This window comes from Limibacillus sp. MBR-115 (genome assembly GCF_040549425.1).
Lineage (GTDB): Bacteria > Pseudomonadota > Alphaproteobacteria > Kiloniellales > CECT-8803 > Limibacillus > Limibacillus halophilus.
This window is the reverse complement of record NZ_JBEPTJ010000004.1, coordinates 221,236-238,162: the sequence shown is the minus strand read 5'-3', so window position 1 is coordinate 238,162 and position 16,927 is coordinate 221,236. Positions and strand designations below refer to the sequence as shown.

The 16,927-nt window shown below is 59.2% G+C and carries 15 protein-coding genes; 9 read left to right on the top strand and 6 right to left on the bottom strand.

The window, feature by feature from the left end:
• Window positions 1-4,194 (top strand): translocation/assembly module TamB domain-containing protein, encoded by a 4,194-nt coding sequence (locus ABIE63_RS10830; RefSeq protein ID WP_354504489.1) that lies wholly within the window; start codon window positions 1-3, stop codon window positions 4,192-4,194.
• A 22-nt stretch (window positions 4,195-4,216) separates the two neighbouring features.
• Here ABIE63_RS10830 and glxR read toward each other — a convergent pair whose 3' ends face one another.
• Both glxR and ABIE63_RS10820 read right to left on the bottom strand, forming a co-directional pair.
• Window positions 4,217-5,110: a 2-hydroxy-3-oxopropionate reductase gene (glxR, locus tag ABIE63_RS10825; protein ID WP_354504487.1), complete on the bottom strand. Its 894-nt coding sequence runs from the start codon at window positions 5,108-5,110 to the stop codon at window positions 4,217-4,219.
• Between the two features lie 38 nt (window positions 5,111-5,148).
• A complete protein-coding gene (locus ABIE63_RS10820) occupies window positions 5,149-5,436 on the bottom strand; it encodes a hypothetical protein (RefSeq protein WP_354504485.1) in 288 nt (95 codons plus the stop codon).
• Window positions 5,437-5,672: 236 nt separating this feature from the next.
• On the opposite strand from ABIE63_RS10820, the gene ABIE63_RS10815 reads away from it, so the two are divergent.
• From ABIE63_RS10815 to ABIE63_RS10795, 5 genes are all read left to right on the top strand, one after another.
• Complete coding sequence (locus tag ABIE63_RS10815) at window positions 5,673-6,611, top strand: cation diffusion facilitator family transporter (protein ID WP_354504484.1); 939 nt, start codon at window positions 5,673-5,675, stop codon at window positions 6,609-6,611.
• 60 nt (window positions 6,612-6,671) lie between these two features.
• Window positions 6,672-7,457 (top strand): SapC family protein, encoded by a 786-nt coding sequence (locus tag ABIE63_RS10810; RefSeq protein WP_354504483.1) that lies wholly within the window; start codon window positions 6,672-6,674, stop codon window positions 7,455-7,457.
• A 23-nt stretch (window positions 7,458-7,480) separates the two neighbouring features.
• Window positions 7,481-7,990: an Lrp/AsnC family transcriptional regulator gene (locus ABIE63_RS10805; RefSeq protein ID WP_354504482.1), complete on the top strand. Its 510-nt coding sequence runs from the start codon at window positions 7,481-7,483 to the stop codon at window positions 7,988-7,990.
• Window positions 7,991-8,153: 163 nt separating this feature from the next.
• Window positions 8,154-9,650 carry an NAD-dependent succinate-semialdehyde dehydrogenase gene (locus ABIE63_RS10800; protein WP_354504481.1) on the top strand — a complete coding sequence of 499 codons (1,497 nt, stop codon included), beginning with the start codon at window positions 8,154-8,156 and terminating at the stop codon, window positions 9,648-9,650.
• Between the two features lie 46 nt (window positions 9,651-9,696).
• The gene (locus ABIE63_RS10795) at window positions 9,697-11,106 is read left to right on the top strand and encodes an aspartate aminotransferase family protein (protein WP_354504479.1); all 1,410 of its coding nucleotides are present in this window, start codon (window positions 9,697-9,699) and stop codon (window positions 11,104-11,106) included.
• A 60-nt stretch (window positions 11,107-11,166) separates the two neighbouring features.
• Here ABIE63_RS10795 and ABIE63_RS10790 read toward each other — a convergent pair whose 3' ends face one another.
• Window positions 11,167-11,508 carry a helix-turn-helix domain-containing protein gene (locus ABIE63_RS10790; protein WP_354504478.1) on the bottom strand — a complete coding sequence of 114 codons (342 nt, stop codon included), beginning with the start codon at window positions 11,506-11,508 and terminating at the stop codon, window positions 11,167-11,169.
• Between the two features lie 150 nt (window positions 11,509-11,658).
• Here ABIE63_RS10790 and gstA point away from each other — a divergent pair, with 150 nt between their 5' ends.
• Genes gstA through ABIE63_RS10775 form a run of 3 tightly spaced genes read left to right on the top strand, consistent with a single transcriptional unit; the run spans window position 11,659 to window position 12,934 of the window.
• Entirely contained in the window at window positions 11,659-12,273 is a 615-nt protein-coding gene (gene gstA, locus ABIE63_RS10785) for a glutathione transferase GstA (protein ID WP_354504477.1), read from the top strand.
• A gap of 40 nt (window positions 12,274-12,313) precedes the next feature.
• Window positions 12,314-12,685, top strand: coding sequence for a nuclear transport factor 2 family protein (locus ABIE63_RS10780; RefSeq protein ID WP_354504476.1), 372 nt, complete (start codon window positions 12,314-12,316; stop codon window positions 12,683-12,685).
• A 36-nt stretch (window positions 12,686-12,721) separates the two neighbouring features.
• Complete coding sequence (locus ABIE63_RS10775; protein WP_183416875.1) at window positions 12,722-12,934, top strand: 4-oxalocrotonate tautomerase family protein; 213 nt, start codon at window positions 12,722-12,724, stop codon at window positions 12,932-12,934.
• Between the two features lie 9 nt (window positions 12,935-12,943).
• Here ABIE63_RS10775 and ABIE63_RS10770 read toward each other — a convergent pair whose 3' ends face one another.
• From ABIE63_RS10770 to ABIE63_RS10760, 3 genes are all read right to left on the bottom strand, one after another.
• Window positions 12,944-13,759, bottom strand: a complete 816-nt coding sequence (locus ABIE63_RS10770) for a hypothetical protein (protein ID WP_354504475.1) — start codon at window positions 13,757-13,759, stop codon at window positions 12,944-12,946.
• 77 nt (window positions 13,760-13,836) lie between these two features.
• Window positions 13,837-14,607, bottom strand: coding sequence for a 3-methyl-2-oxobutanoate hydroxymethyltransferase (panB, locus tag ABIE63_RS10765; RefSeq protein WP_354504473.1), 771 nt, complete (start codon window positions 14,605-14,607; stop codon window positions 13,837-13,839).
• 9 nt (window positions 14,608-14,616) lie between these two features.
• Window positions 14,617-16,662 (bottom strand): protein meaA, encoded by a 2,046-nt coding sequence (locus ABIE63_RS10760; protein WP_354504472.1) that lies wholly within the window; start codon window positions 16,660-16,662, stop codon window positions 14,617-14,619.
• Window positions 16,663-16,927: the final 265 nt, after the last annotated feature.

The following is a 16,927-nucleotide window of genomic DNA, read 5'->3' as shown; positions in this document are numbered from 1 at the left end:
TTGCGCCGAATTCGCCTGTTTATCCTGCTGCTGTTGTTACCGCTGCTCGTGGTAACCGCCGCGATTGCCGCTGCGACCTATTGGCTTCGCAGCGCGGAGGGGCTTGCGTGGCTGAAGACGACCATTGAAGAAGCCGCCTCGACCCCCGGCGAAATGGAACTCCGCATCGCAGCCTTGAACGGCGACCCCTTCTCCAGCCTGGAGGTTACCGGTCTTTCGCTAGGCGATCCCGATGGCACTTGGTTGGGTCTCGATCGGCTGCGCCTGGAATGGCAAGTCGATGCCCTCTTCTCTCGTCGCCTGGAAATCTCCTCTCTTGAGGCAGGGACGCTTTCGCTTGCGAGGTTACCTGCTGCAACCGCCGACGAGCAGGAAACCAGAAACGAGCTATCCATTCCGGAGCTCCCTTTCGGTTTTCAGATCGACAGGTTGGTAATCGCGCAGATCGATCTCGGCCAGGATGTTATCGGTGAAGCGGCATCGCTCTCACTTTCCGGTCGATTGAAGGGCCGCGAACCGGGCGAATTGACCTCTTTCCTCGACCTGCAGCGTCTGGACGGCGATCTACGCGTCAAGGCCGATGCCGCTTATTCGATCGGCAGCGGCAGGTTGCGCCTCTCTCTTGACGCCTCTGAAGGCAGCGGCGGGTTGATCGCCAAGCTTGCGGGGGATCCCGCCTTACCGGCTGTCGCGCTGCATCTGACAGGCGACGCCCCCGTCACGGAATGGAAAGGAGAAATCGCGGCTTCGCTGGAGGGGCAGGCTTCGCTGGACGGAACCCTTCTGATCAGTTCGCAAGACGTACTTGAGGTTGCCTTCGACGGGCTCTTGGACCTGCCGCTCACCGCCGACAGTGCAGCGGCAGAATTGTTGCCCGGCCATCAGGAATTCAGCTTGCAACTTCGGCTCCCGGAAAGCGACCGGCTTGAGATAAAGCGCTTCGTCCTTGCCGGACCCGTGGCCGCCGCGCGCGTAACCGGGACCGTCAATATGACGAGTCTGGAAGCCGCGCTGGAAGGTAGCGTCAATCTGGTTGACGCAAGCGCGTTGACCAAACTGGCCCCCGATGTCCAGTTGGACAGCCTCGCATTCGTCTTTTCGCAGACCGGGCTACTGACGGCACCGGCCCTGCATCTGGAAGCGAGTATCTCGGGACTCCGCCTGCTGCAGCACCCTGGGGCCGGGCCGAGCGCGACCTCGGCGAGCCTTGTTCTCGACAGTCAACTTCTGGACCCGGAAAGCAAGCACCTGGCGTTATCAGGAGTCATCAAACTCGATGGTCTCGCGCTGCCGGACATGCCCCAGCCACGTGTGCTTCTCGGCGGCAGTCCAAGCCTTGAGGTCGCGGGTGAACTCAATGGCGATGCACTGGTGCTGACCCTTTCGCGCCTGCACCTTCAAGGCGCTCTCCTCGATGCGCGTGCGAGCGGCGTTCTGCCCTTGAATGGGGGTGACGCCGACCTTTCGCTCGAAGCCGAGATGCCGGATATCGCACCGCTGGGTGCAATGGCCGGACAAGCGCTGACTGGATCGGCCCTGCTGACCGCGAAGGTCACCGGCCCGCTCGATGGAAGCGGCGCCAAAGGGCAGGCAAAGCTGGATATCTCGGAATTCTCTGCAATGGATCAACCGCAGTTGGGCGCGCTCATTGAAGACAGTCTCGTCCTTGCCACCGACTTTTCCTTTGGTGCGGACAGCGGCGTGGCGCTGTCCAATCTTGCTTTAACTGCAGCAAATCTTTCGGTCGGCGGAAGTTTGTCGCTTGGCGCGGATTTCGATGAATTGGGCGGAAACTACAAAGTTTCCATCGCCGATATTTCCAGACTGGCCGTCGACCTCGGCCTACCAATCGAAGGTGGTTTCACGATTGACGGACAGCTTCTGGGGAGTATCGCACAACCCGGCAGCCGCTTTACCGCCTCCCTCCCCGGGTTGGAGGCTGCCGGCTCTCTTATCTTGCCGGCGAACGCGACCTTGCCCCAGGGGAATGTCACGCTCAGCGTTGCCGACGCCAAACACTGGCGCACCCTCGCCGGTTTGCCGCAGCTTCAAGGTAGCGGCCAGATAAAAATCACCCTCGCCGGCTCTACCGCTGCGCCCGAACTGCAAGCCGCCGGTAAACTGGATCAACTGGTGCTGGCCCCGTCACAAACGATCGAATCGGCGATATTCGAGGCCCGCTTGACAGATTTGCTCGGCAACCCCGGCGGGTCGTTCACACTCGATTTATCGGGCATTGCAGCGTCCGACACCACGCTGGAAACGGCCCGCCTAACAGCCAAAGGAACAGCGGAAAAACTTGATCTGCGCCTGGACGCCAAGGGGACCCAACCACTGGCCAGCAAACAGCAGCCCCTTGCCCTGACACTCGAAGCCCGGGCCAGTGAGCTCGCTGGCGGCCAACCGCGAATCGTCGCTCAATCGGGCCGCCTGGAGTTGGCCGGTCAGGCTCTTTCAATCATGCAGCCCGTGGACCTGCGGATCACCGAAAACGGTATCCGGCTCGCCGCGCCGGAACTGGCGCTGGACGACGCCAGGTTCGCCGTCACCTTCACCAAGAGCGCACGCGGTGGCGATCTCGACGCGCAGATCTCAAATCTGCCGTTGGAACTGATGGAGTTGGTTTCTCCCGACGCAGGCGTTGCCGGTCGCCTCGACGCCAAGGTCAAGGTAAGCGGCAATCCGATGGCAACAGGCACCATCGACGTTTCAGCCAGCGATCTGAAGTTCTCGGCGGAAAAACGCCTGAACCCCCTACGGGCTACGCTTGCGGGGCGGCTCGACGGGAAAACCCTCGACATGAATGTCGAAGCAACCGGCTTCGCCGAAGATCCCTTGACGGCAAGGGTCAGTTTGCCTTTCCGGGTGAATATGGCGAGTTTGTCCGCCGACCTGCCTCAGACCGGGCAGCTCACCGGCGACATGACCTGGGCAGGCGATCTTGCCCCCTTCGTCGATATCTTCGGCCCTGCCAACCAGCGCATGGGCGGCCAGGCCAGACTCGATGCACGGCTTTCCGGCACGCCTGCCTCACCGCGCGTAGATGGCAACTTGAACCTCGACGGGGGCTTTTACGAAAATCTGGAGCAAGGCACCCTGCTTCAGGACCTGACAGCAGCGCTCAGGTTCAATGGTGATCGAATCATTTTGGAGACCCTGACAGCGAGCGATGGCAGTTCGGGGACGCTGTCGGCAACGGGTAACGTCGAACTCCAGCCGGAACGTGGCTACCCGGTATCCCTCGCCGCCGAGCTGAGTCGCATGGATCTGGTAAAGCAGGATGATTTGAAGGCCACGATCTCCGGCGACCTCACCTTGCGGGGCAGTCTGGTTGACCCGATTCTGGAAGGTGATCTGGCCAGCGATTTGGTGGAGGTTTCCATCGCCAACGACTTGCCCGCCGAAGTGGTGGACCTGGAAGTCATAGACCGCAATGCGCCGCCACCGGTTGAAGCAGGCGACCAAGGTCCCCGCCTGTTTGCCGACATGCAGCTCGCGCTGAACGTCGAGCTGCCTCGTCAAGTTTTTGTCCGTGGTAGAGGGCTTGATTCAGAATGGTCCGGCGGCTTCGACGTCTCTGGCAAGCTTAGCGAGCCCTTCGTCATCGGCAGTCTGGAAGTGGTGCGTGGCCAGATGACCATCGCCGGCAAGATTTTCAAGATAACCAAAGGCACCATCCGGCTGCCCAACCGTCCCGGCGCGCCGCCGGTGATCGATCTGACGGCGGAATACAAGACCGATGGCCTGCAAGTCATCGCCAAGATTTTTGGCCCCAGCGACGCCATCGAAGTGGAATTGAGCTCTGTGCCAACGCTGCCGCAGGATGAAATACTCGCGCGGGTTCTGTTTAACAAACGCGGCAGCGAGCTGAGCGCAGTGGAAGCTCTGCAACTGGCCTCTGCTGTCGGGCAGCTATCCGGGAAAACCGGCGGTGTCGATCTCATGGATTCCATCCGCCAGGGATTGGGTGTCGATGTCTTGCGGGTTGACGGTGGAAGCGAAAACGCAGGGCCCAGCGTCGAGGCCGGCACCTATCTATCCGAAGATCTTTTCCTGGGTGTGGAGCAAGGGGCCGACCCGCGCAGCAGCGGGGTCAGTGTCGAGCTGGAAGTAACGCCCAACATCTCGGTGGAGAGCAAGCTCAAGCAAAGCGGCAGCAGCAACCTCGGCGTCCTTTTCGAGTGGGACTATTGAGGCGCTGCCGCCGGGTAAGCGATCAATCCTCGGCGACTTTGCTGTTCGCCAGCTTTTCCAAGGCCTTCACCATTCCAGAATGATCCCAGCCAGAGCCGCCCATGGCCGCACAGGCATTGAAGAGCTCCTGGGCTGTGGCGGTATTTGGCAGACTGACATTCAGATCGCGTGCAGACTGCAGCGCCAGATTGAGATCCTTCTGATGCAGTTCGATCCGGAAGCCCGGATTGAAGGTCCGCTTGATCATCCTCTCGCCATGAACTTCCAGAATTTTCGATGATGCGAAACCGCCCATCAACGCTTCGCGCACCTTCGCCGGATCGGCGCCCGCCTTGGCTGCGAACACCAACGCTTCCGAGACGGCTTCGATGTTCAGAGCAACGATGATCTGGTTGGCGACCTTACAAGTCTGACCATCTCCATTGTTCGTGCCGACCAACGTGATGTTCTTCCCCATCAACTCAAAAAGCGGCTTGATCTTGTCGAAGGTTTCCTGCGCGCCCCCCACCATGATCGTCAGCGCAGCGTTCTCTGCCCCAACCTGCCCCCCTGACACGGGCGCATCCAGATAGCCGCAGCCGGCAGCCGTGATACGCCGGGCAAAATCCTTGGTCGCCGTCGGGGAGATCGAACTCATATCGACGACGGTCTTGCCCTTCGACAGACCCGCCGCCACACCGGATTCACCAAACAGCACTTCCTCTACCTGCGGGGTATCCGGAACCATCAAAATGATAATCTCCGACTTCTCCGCGACTTCCTTGGCGCTGGCGCAACTGACCGCACCCTTGTCCGCATTGACCTTGGGAACCGGGTTTCGGTGCGTCACCGTAAAGAGCTCGTGCCCTGCGTCCTGCAAGTGGGCCGCCATGGGGCTTCCCATGATCCCCAAGCCGATGAAACCGATTTTTGCCATGTCCTATCTCCCTCGAATCAAACCTGATCTATATCTCTTCACGCGTTTGCCGCGTTGACAATGCCGCGATATGGCGCAACCGGGTAGAACTCGAAGGTAAGCAAATTCTTTTGAGCTAGCGGCAACTCCGACAGGCGTTGACGCGCTTCGTCTTCGCTGGCTGCCTCGCAAACCATGACCGCGCCCCTGCCATCGCTACGGCTGTAAATCTCGCGCACGAAGTCTTCGGCCATCAAAGACAGTGCCTTTTTCGACTCTGGCCCAAGCAACGGCTGAAACTCCTCGGCGGGACGATCCGCACGCGTCGCGATCACAATGATTTTCATCTGATTTTCTCCTACTCTTGTTTGCCGTCGCCAGGCTAGGTCTCTTGGAAATGGATGTTGACCCCGAAAGGTGCGTGTTAGCGCGGGGGCTTCTTGAGCTGCCGGCCCTTCACCCGTTTGGCTGTGCTGAACTTGCCCCCGGCTGACATGTGGGTCAAAGTCTGGCGATATGAACCACAAGGGGCAAGCCTCTTGAAAGGATTTGAGGAAACCAAGCCAATGAAGGTTTCGTGAGGATGGCCGCTTCAGGTTCCAAAACAGTTATTTATGCCGCCTTGGTCGGCAATCTTCTGATCGCGGTGACGAAGTTCGGCGCTGCCCTTTATACAGGCAGTTCCGCAATGTTGAGCGAGGCCATTCACTCATTAGTGGATAGCGGCAATCAGGGCTTGTTGCTCTATGGTCTTCGTCGCGCCAAGCGGCCGGCCGACGACCGCCACCCCTTCGGTTACGGCATGGAACTCTACTTTTGGGCTTTCGTGGTGGCGATTCTGATATTTGCGGTCGGATCGGGCGTCTCGCTTTATGAAGGCATCTTGAAGATACTTGAGCCGCATCCCATTACAAATCCACTCATCAATTATGTAGTCCTGGGCGCCGCCATCATTTTCGAAGGCGTTGCCTGGACAATGGCCTTCAAGGAATTCCAACGCACCAAAGGAACCCGCGGTTGGATGGAGGCCGTGCGTCAAAGCAAGGATCCGGCACTCTTTACGGTCCTGTTCGAAGATAGCGCCGCCATGGCCGGGTTGATTGTCGCGCTGGTCGGCATCTACCTGTCGCAAGCCCTGAACATGCCTTGGCTGGACGGCGCCGCGTCGGTGGGAATTGGCATCATATTGGCCGTGGTTGCGATGCTCCTGGCTTACGAGTGCAAAGGACTCCTTATCGGCGAATCTGCCGACAAAGCTTTGGTCGATAACGTATCCCGCATCATACGGAGCGAGCCGACCGTCAATCGCCTCAACGAGTTGCGTTCGATGCATCTGGGACCGCGAGATGTGTTGCTGGCCGTCAGCATCGACTTCCGAGACGGGCAAACCGTCGGCGAAGTTGAAAGCACGGTTTTCCGCCTGGAGCGGCGGATCAAGCAACAATTTCCGGAGGTTCGCCGCATCTTTATAGAGGTACAATCGCACGGCGATCATAAACGCATGGTCGCGTCGGAACGCTAGCGCTCAAAGGCCCCTCGTGTTAGTGAAAGCATCGAGGAGTCAACAAGAAAGGGTAGGGGAATGAGCGACATAGCCGGATCTAATGGCGCAAGCACGAGCGGGAGTGGCGAAACGACCCAGCCGCAACTGCCCCTGTTCTACAAGACCTTGGTACCATTGGATTCCACCAAGCACGCCAAGCTGCGCCGCAAAGCCGGTGCGAACTATGCCTTCGCACGCGGTAGCAACCTGGCTCCGTTGCTTGCGGTTGAGTTTTCCGTTGCACAGAAACACTACCCCATCGTCTTTGCCCGCAGCGCGCCCTATTTGCCAATGGCACTGCTGGGTTACGAGCAAGGCAAGAATGTCTTCGTGGACGCCGAAGGGAACTGGCAGCAAGGAAAGTATGTGCCCGCATATATGCGCCGCTACCCCTTCTCGTTGGTGCCAACGACCCAGGATACCAACCAGTTGGCGCTGTGTGTCGATGAGACAAACACCGTGCTTGAGGAGGGACCCGATAGCGTGCTCTTCGAGGGTCGCGACCTCAGCGACGCAGGCAAGAAGATAATGAGCTTTTGCCAAGAGTTTCATCGCCATCTCATGGCTACTCAGGAACTGGGCAAGCTTCTCAATGAACTGGGCCTGCTGCAGGAGAGCTCGCTTCGCATTCAATCCAGCGGGCGTACTTCTGAACTCAAGGGTTTCATGATCGTCAGTGAACAAAAGCTGGGCCAACTATCCGACGACGACATGTTAAAGCTAAGGCCAAGGGGCCAGATCGGCGTCCTTTATGCGCACTTAATGTCGTTGGGCAGCGGGCAATCGGTCGCACTGCAAAACCGCGGCTTGCCGGAGATCGCTTGAACCCACGGATGGGGTCTTAACTCTTGGCCAGAAAACCGAACAACCTTGGCCTTGACGCCATCGACATTCGAATCCTCGCCGCCTTGCAGCGCGAAGGCCGCATCACCAAACTCAAGCTGGCTGAGCGGGTGGGATTATCCCCAACGCCTTGCTGGGAGCGTTTGCGACGCCTGGAAGCTGTCGGAATCATCGAGGGATATCACGCTCAACTGGCGCTGAAGAAACTGACCGCGTTCACCGCCGTCCTGGCGGAAATCACACTCGAACAGCACACCCAAGCCGCCTTCGAGCGTTTCGAGCGGGCGGTGATGGGCGTCCCGGAAATCGTTGCCTGTTGGTCCACGGGCGGCGGTGTCGACTACATCGTCAAGTTCGTGACTCGCGACGTGGACGCCTATCAGACTTTGATCGACCGGCTGTTGACGGCTGAAATCGGCATTGATCGCTATGTGACCTACATCGTCACCAAACCGGTCAAGGAAAGTCACGAATTGCCGCTGGCTCACCTGCTGGAAACCGACGGTCGCAGCTAGGCTTCCGTCGGCGGTAGAAACCGCAGCAGAGAATAAATCTGGTTTCCCACCCGGAAAGCGTCAGAATTTCTTCGCGATGATCGACCTTTGGTCACACTCTCTAGGTTCTCTTGCATACCCTGGCCGTCTGGAATTCCGCTTCGGTATCGCAAAGGGCCCAGCGATGAAACAATCTGCAATGCACGTATCCTATTCCCGCGGTCTGGACAGTCTCAGTGACACCCGCTTGTGGTGCTCGCACGCCTATATCGATGGGCGGTGGGAAGCCGCGGACAGCGGCAGTGACCTCATGGTTTACAATCCGGCCAATGGTGCATTGCTGGGGCAGGTGCCAGCCATGGGCGTACGCGAAACCGAACGGGCCATAGCCGCGGCCCGTACCGCCTTTAGTTCCTGGCGGCGGAGCTTGCCACATCAGCGCGCCGCCCTATTGCAAGCCTGGCACCGTGAGATCATTGCCGCCAAGCAAGACCTTGCGCTGATCATGGTTCTGGAACAGGGCAAGCCCTTTGCCGAGGCCTTGGGCGAAATAGACTACGCTGCCGACTTCGTCGCTTGGTATGCCGAAGAAGCCAAGCGATCCAACATGGAAGGGATCACCAGCCATCTGCCAGACGCCGAGATGAAGGTAGTCCGGCAGCCGCTTGGTGTTGTGGCTCTGATCACGCCTTGGAACTTTCCCTGCGCCATGATCACCCGCAAGGCGGCGGCCGCCGTCGCGGCAGGCTGTACCACGGTCATCTATCCTTCGCCGGAGACGCCGTTTTCCGCGCTGGCCCTGGCGGTGTTGGCAGAACGGGCCGGATTGCCTGCCGGCTTGATCAACGTGGTTACCGGGCACCCGACCGAGATCGGCTCGACACTGGCAACACACGCCGACGTTCGCGGCGTCAGCTTCACCGGCTCAACCGAGGTCGGCCGTCTCATCGCCAAACAAGGTTCAGCCACCGTGAAGCGTCTGGTACTGGAACTGGGCGGGCACGCGCCGTTTATCGTTTTTTCCGACGCGGATCTGGAGAAGGCGGTGGACTCTGCCATCTCCGCGAAGTTCGCAACCTCGGGACAAGACTGCCTGGCAGCCAACAGAATCTATGTCCAACGCCCTGTCTACGATGACTTCCTGAAGGCTTATGCTGATCGGATAAGAGCGCTCAAACTTGGTGAGGGACTGGAGCCCGGCGTCGATATTGGACCCCTGATTCACGAGCGCGCGGTCACGAAGGTCGAAAGGCAAGTCGACGATGCGATGGCCAAAGGAGCAAAGCTTCTGGTCGGCGGAAAGCGGACATCGGCAGGCAGCTTATTCTATCAACCGACCCTGCTGGCAGACTTGCCGGACGACGCCTTGATGGCCCGCGAGGAGACTTTTGGCCCCGTGGCGGCCGTAAGCCCCTTTGACGAGGAAGCCGAAGTTCTGAGCCGAGCGAACGCGACCGAGTTCGGTTTGGTCGCCTATCTTCATAGCCGGGACCCTGATCGCATTCATCGCATGACTCGCGACCTGGAGTTCGGCATGGTGGCGGTTAATCGAACAAAAATCACCGGCGCGCCGATCCCATTCGGCGGGATGAAACAATCCGGCCTCGGGCGCGAAGGGTCGCGCCTCGGCATGGAAGCTTTCACCGAGGTCAAGTACATCTGCCTGGACAGGCCCAATTGAACACAAACGACGCGATAGAAGATCGCTGGAACCAAGGAGACGGATCATGGATGACAACAGCACCCGCGTGAACCGCGACGAGCTAACCGCCTGGGACAGGGATCACTTCTTCCACCCTTCGACCCATATGGCCGGACATGCGCGTGGCGATACTGCAAACCGTGTGGTAACCGGCGGCAGCGGCGTGCGGATCGAGGACCGGGACGGCAAGGTCAGCCTAGACGCCTTCGCTGGGCTTTACTGCGTCAACGTCGGTTATGGTCAAACAAAAATCGCCGATGCAATCGCTGAACAGGCGCATAAGCTGGCCTACTACCACGCCTATGTCGGCCACGGCAGCGAACCCGCCATCAAGCTGTCGCGCATGATCGCCGAGCGGGCGCCGGCTGGGCTTAATCACGTCTACTATGGGCTTTCCGGTTCCGACGCGAACGAAACCAACATCAAGCTGGTTTGGTATGCCAACAATATCCTTGGCCGTCCGGAGAAGAAGAAGATCATCTCGCGCTGGCGGGGTTACCACGGCTCGGGCATCATGACCGGCAGCCTGACCGGGCTGGAGCTATTCCACAACGCTTTCGATTTGCCGCGCGCACCCATCCTGCATACGGACGCCCCCTACTATTTCCGCCGCACCGACCGCTCCTTGACCGAGGAAGCCTTCTCCCAGCTTTGCGCGGATAATCTGGAAGCCCTGATCCTCAAGGAAGGGCCGGATACGGTTGCTGCGTTCATCGGCGAACCCGTGCTAGGCACCGGCGGTATCGTACCCCCGCCGCAGGGTTACTGGCAGAAGATTCAACGCGTTCTGAAGAAGTACGACATCCTGTTGATCGCCGACGAGGTCGTCACCGGCTTCGGACGCCTTGGCAGCATGTTCGGTTCGGCGCACTACGGTATGGAGCCGGACCTCATCACCATCGCCAAGGGCCTTACCAGCGCTTACACGCCGCTGTCCGGCGTGATCGTCGCGGACGGTCTTTGGAAGGTACTGGAGCAAGGGTCGGACAAGTTGGGCCCAATTGGGCATGGCTGGACGTACTCCGCCCACCCGCTCTGCGCCGCGGCGGGTGTCGCCAACCTCGAACTGATCGACGAATTGGGGTTGGTCGACAATGCCCGTGACGTCGGAGCCTACTTCAGGCAGTCCCTCGCAGAAGCCCTGGGCGACCATGCAATGGTCGGCGAGGTTCGCGGCGAAGGCTTGCTCGCCGCCGTCGAGTTCGTCAAGGACAAGGACGGGCCCAAGGGCGGGCCGGTATTCTTCGACGCCGCCTTGAAGGTCGGGCCACAGGTGGCCGCTTCGCTGCTCGAACGCGGAGTTATTGCCCGGGCCATGCCCCAGGGCGATATCTTGGGCTTCGCGCCGCCGCTCTGTCTGACAAAGGCTGAGTCCGACGAGATCGTCGCGGCCACCAAGGGCGCTGTTGGGGCAATCGCAGCCAAAGTCCTGTAAGCTCAAAGCCTGCCAACAGAAACAGTTAGAGCCCCTTCCGGTATCCGGGAGGGGCTTTTTCTATTGCTGCTTTATTTTGTGACCGACGGCGACGATGGCCTCGATAGCCGGCACCAGTTCTTCACCCAGTGCTGTCAGGGAATACTCGACCGAAGGCGGCGAAGTTGGTCTGACTTTGCGGTTCACGACACCCTTTTCCTCCAACCCGCGCAGCCGCATCGTCAACACCTTCGGCGATACTGGAGGAATATCCAGCCGCAACTCGCTAAAGCGTCTGGGGCCAGCCCGTAGACTCCAAATGACGTTCGGCGTCCAGGCTCCGCCGATAACGGACATGCACTCAGTAAGTGGGCAACCCGGAGGTGGCTCCGGGCTCCGGTTCTTTCGTATTTTCAAAGCCATAGACGTTCTCTTCCATGGTATTCCGGTTACCGTTTGGAAACGCGATTCTTCAAGTATCAAAAGGATATCACGTTTACAAAAGAAATTTCTATTCCTAGCTTCTGCGCCAGACCCTGCGGCGGTTCCGCAGACTTACTATGGAGATGGAATATGAAGCTGTTTTACAAACCGGGAGCCTGTTCCCTGGCGCCGCACATTGCGTTGCGGGCTGCTCGCGCGACCTTCGAATTGGAGCAGGTCGACACCACGAAAAAGACCACTGCAAGGGGCAGTGATTATCAGCAGATAAACCCGAAGGGTTACGTTCCCGCGCTCCTTCTAGACAGCGGCGAGGTTTTGACCGAAGCGCCTGCCATTCTTCAGTATATCGCCGATCTCTATCCCGCAGCGGCCTTGGCGCCGCCGCCTCACGGCCTGGCGCGCGCGCGGCTCCAGGAGCATCTTAATTTCATATCCTCCGAACTGCACAAGGCGTTTTCACCCTTTTTCGGTGCGGCGCCGCTGGCAGACACCGAGCGCCCCGCGGTGGTAGCGAATATCGCGCGTCGCTTCGCTATTTTCGAGGCTCAACTATCCAAGGGTGGGCCTTACCTGATGGGCGACACCTTCACGGTGGCTGATGCCTATTTTTTCGTCGTGGTCAATTGGGCCAACTTTGTCGATATCAGTTTGAGCCAATGGCCACATATCGCACACTACATGGGCCGCGCCTCGGACCTGCCCGCCATCAAGCAGGCGATGGTGGCCGAAGGACTGATAAACTGACCATCATGAACGACGTCAAACCAGCTGGAGTACTCTGAAAATGGATCCTCGCTACGCAGATGTGGTCGCATTGCTATCGCGCTATTTCGACGGGCTTTACACCAGCGACAATTTGGCATTGGCCGAAGTCTTCCACCCGAAGGCAATCTATGTCTGTGCCAGCGAGGAACCGCTGGTCCAACTTACGATGTCGGAGTACCTGCCCATCGTTGAGAAACGTCCCTCGCCCGCCAGCCGCAACGAGCCGCGCAAGGATCGCATTCTTTCGATCGCTTTTGCCGGCCCGGTGACCGCGTTTGCGCAAGTCAATTGCGCTATTGGAGATAGGTACTTCACAGACTTCTTGAGCTTAATTCAAACCGAGGGTCGCTGGCAGATCATCTCCAAGGTCTTCCATTACGATCGAAACTAATAACCCCCTCAAGTATCTACATTGCACGGAGCCAACATGCCTTACGTGAACATCAAGATCACCCGCGAGGGTGCAACAAGCGAACAGAAAGCGACCCTGATCAAGGGCGTGACCGATCTACTGGAGACGGTGTTGAATAAGAACCCGGCAACGACCTTCGTCGTAATCGATGAGGTGGAAATGGAGCATTGGGGAATAGGCGGCCTGCCGGTGGAAGAGTATCGCCGGAAAATCGGCACAAAGCCTTAGACCAATTTCTCAGTTGCCGAGTTGCTGTGTCAGTAAGACCGCACCGACTGCGGGAGCCAGCAAACCGATGAGGAACACCAGCACGCGCAGGCTCCCCGCAACACTCTTGCCCAGGCCATCGTTGCCGCTGACCGAACGGGCGGCGAAAAGATCGGCGAAAAAGATCGGCAACAGGAAGATAACGGGCCAGGGACTGACACTGGTATAGAGCAGGAGGATCGTTGCCAGCCCCACCAGCGACCCGCCGCCCACGAGCAAGAGAGAACCGCCCAGGACGAGGCCGCCGCCCCGTGCAAGAAGCAGACCAAAGGCGGCGCCAACCGTCCCTGCCCCAAGGGCCGCTATTAGCTTAGCCATGCCGTGTGCGTTGCTGTAGTGAGCGATGGCGGATAGGGCGAAAGCCGCAACCAGCAGCATCATGAAAGAAGCCCCACCGCCGCTTTCCCGCAGTCTTCCAACTGCAAGACTTCCGGCAAGCGCAATTGCGATCGCCACTGCGATGGCAATCCAATCGGGCGCAGAAACCACCGGCCAGGCAAGCCAGCCAACCACCAGCCAAACCCAACCCATGGCCACGACCTGCATACCGCGGCCGGCTGATACCGCCTCTATCAACAGCCCCAAGGCCAGGGCGACACCGGCAAGGTAGGACAGCTTTTCAAGGGCCCCGTCCGGCGGAAAATGCAAGGGGCCATGCAGAACCCAAGTCACGGCGACCAAAGCTGCCGCAAGACCGAGCGCAGGCCAGAAATCAGGCACGCGGCCCCGTCCGATTACGACCGCACCCAGCCAAGTGATCAGGCAGGCGGCAAACAACGGCAGCACTAACGCCTGAAGGTTGGGGTTCTGTAGTAGATCCGTATTAATTACGCCTGCTCCTCACCATAATGATCCATGCCGGATCAAGCCTTTGGCTTGGTCAGACTCTCCGCAAACTCGCTGAGAGCTTTGCGCATGGCATCTTTGATACCGGAATCGGCCTCGACGAACCCCGGCGGATTCGGCGTCACGCCGAGCAAGTCCTCGGTAACACGAATCTCGCCGTCGCTCGCGTCGCCTGCTGCAATACCGATGGTCGGAACTTCAACGCCTGCCGTTACAGCGCGGGCGACCTCCTCCTTCACGCCTTCAACCACCAGGGCAAAGGCGCCCGCCTGCGCAATGGCACGGGCATCGGCTACAACCTTATCAACATCCGACTCACGGCGAAAACCGCCTCTTGCGTGGACGTGTTGAGGCATCAGGCCGACATGACCCAGCACCGCGATACCACGCCGGGTCAGGAAGGAAACGGTTTCCGCCATCTCCTCGCCCCCCTCAAGCTTAATCGCGTGGCAACCTGTTTCAACCAGAACCCGGGCCGCATTTTGAAAGGCTTGCGCCGGTGATTCCTGATAACTGCCAAAAGGCATATCCACCACGACACACGCTCGCTTGCTGCCACGCATCACCGATCCGCCGTGCGCGATCATCATCTCCAGTGTCACGGGCAAGGTCGACTCAAAGCCATAAAGGACGTTGCCCAGGCTGTCGCCGACCAGAATCAGATCGGCGACTTCATCGACAAGAAGCGCCATGGGGTGGGTATAGGCGGTCAGACAGACCAGCGGGCCACCCTTCTTGGACCGTATGTCGCGGACGGTCAGCCGTTTCTTTGCCTTTAAGTAGGTCATAGCGCGGTACTATGCCGCCTCCAAACTGTGCGCGTCCACGATCTCGACGACTTTTCCCATGATTTCCGTCAAATTAAAATTCTTCGGCGTGAAAACAGCGGCTACGCCGGCGTTGGTCAGCGCAACCGCATCTTCCGGCGGAATGATTCCCCCGACAACGACCGGCACGTCGCCCAAGCCGCGCTCCCGCAGTGATTCGAGAACCGCCGTAACGAGCGGAAGATGACTGCCGGACAAGATCGAGAGTCCCACCACATGCACGCCCTCTTCGAGCGCCGCCGTGGCAATCTGGATCGGTGTCAGGCGGATACCCTCGTAGACAACCTCAAATCCACAATCGCGTGCCCTGACGGCGATCTGCTCGGCGCCGTTCGAATGACCGTCCAGCCCGGGCTTGCCGACCAGCATCTTCAGTCGACGGCCGAGCCTATTCGAAAGCTTTTCAACACTGCCCCGCACGTCCTCAATCGCCGTACGTCCGCCGCGTCCAAGCCGTCCGCTGGCTCGCCCGACACCGGTCGGCGCGCGGTACTCACCGAAGACACGGCGCAGACAGTCCCCCCACTCACCCGTGGTTACGCCGGCGTGGGCGCAGGCGATCGAGGGCTCCATCACGTTCTCGCCGTCACGCAGCGCGATCTCCAAGGCTTTGAGGCTTTCGGTCACGGCCTTCGTGTCACGCTCGCGCCGCCAAGCATTCAAGCGTTCGATCTGACCGCCCTCCTCCGCGGGATCCACGGTCAAGATTGCAGCCTCGCCGCTGGACAGGGGAGACGCTTCGGTTTCCTGATAGGCATTGACCCCGACGACGACCTGCTCACCGGATTCGATTGCCGCCAAGCGCTTTGCATTCGATTCCACCAGGCGTTCCTTCATGTAGGCGTTCTCGACCGCGGCGATCGCACCGCCCATTTCCTCTATCCGATCCATTTCTTCGCGAGCCTCGGCGATCAATTCGGCGACTTTCGCCTCCACGACCGGCGAGCCGTCAAAAAGATCGCCATACTCCAGCAAGTCCGTCTCGTAGGCCAGGACTTGCTGCATGCGCAAAGACCACTGCTGGTCCCATGGTCTCGGCAGGCCCAGGGCCTCGTTCCAGGCGGGAAGCTGCACCGCGCGGGCGCGCGCGTTCTTGGAGAGCGTCACAGCCAGCATCTCCAGCAGGATGCGATAGACATTGTTCTCCGGCTGTTGCTCCGTGAGTCCCAGGGAGTTTACCTGGACGCCGTAGCGAAAGCGCCGGTACTTCTCCTCTTCGACGCCATAACGCTCGCGGCAGATACCATCCCAGAGCTCCGAGAACGCGCGCATCTTGCAAAGCTCCGTCACAAAGCGCAGCCCCGCATTCACGAAGAAGGAAATTCGCCCGACAACCTTTGGAAAATCCTCGGGTGGCACCTGCCCGGAGTCCCGCAGGGAATCCAACACCGCAATCGCCGTCGACAAAGCAAAGGCCAATTCCTGCGCCGGTGTCGCCCCGGCTTCCTGCAGGTGATAGGAGCAGACGTTGGTTGGGTTCCAGCGTGGCACCTGCCCATAGGTAAAAGCCACGACGTCGGTGGTCAGCCGCATCGAGGCCTGTGGCGGAAAGATATAGGTACCGCGGCTTAGGTACTCTTTGATGATGTCGTTTTGTGTCGTGCCCGAGAGCGCAGTGCGCGCGATCCCCTGGCGCTCGGCGGCGGCGACGTATAGTGCCAACAGCCAGGGCGCCGTTGCGTTTATCGTCATCGAGGTGTTCATGCGATCCAGCGGTATGCCGTCAAGCAGCGTCACCATGTCGCCTAGATGAGAGACAGGGACGCCGACCTTTCCGACCTCGCCGCGCGCCAGCACGTGATCGGAATCATAACCGGTCTGCGTCGGCAAATCGAAGGCAATGGAAAGGCCCGTCTGCCCTTTTGCGAGATTACTGCGATAGAGCGCATTCGAAGCAGCCGCCGTCGAATGCCCTGCATAAGTGCGAAAAAGCCACGGTCGGGAGGGCTCCACCGCCGCCTTGGCGTCCTCGATTTGCGTTGCAGCATTTTGTGGGTCTTTGCCCAATCTTGCCATATGTACCTCCAAAAACCGCCTTTTTATTGCTGATATTATGATTGAAGCGATCTAAAATTTCTCTATTGATAATCTAATAGAAAGAAAAACACATTTGTGCATTGCAAACAATCCCAGAAGCCGGTAAGAGTCAAGAAAATCATAGTAAATGACTGGATTTTCAAAACGACGATCAAAAAATTCTGCTGCAGCGCACGCAAAATGGGTGAAACCGCCCGCAACCAGCAGGATCAACCGGGTTCAATGAACGGACGAACAGGAACGG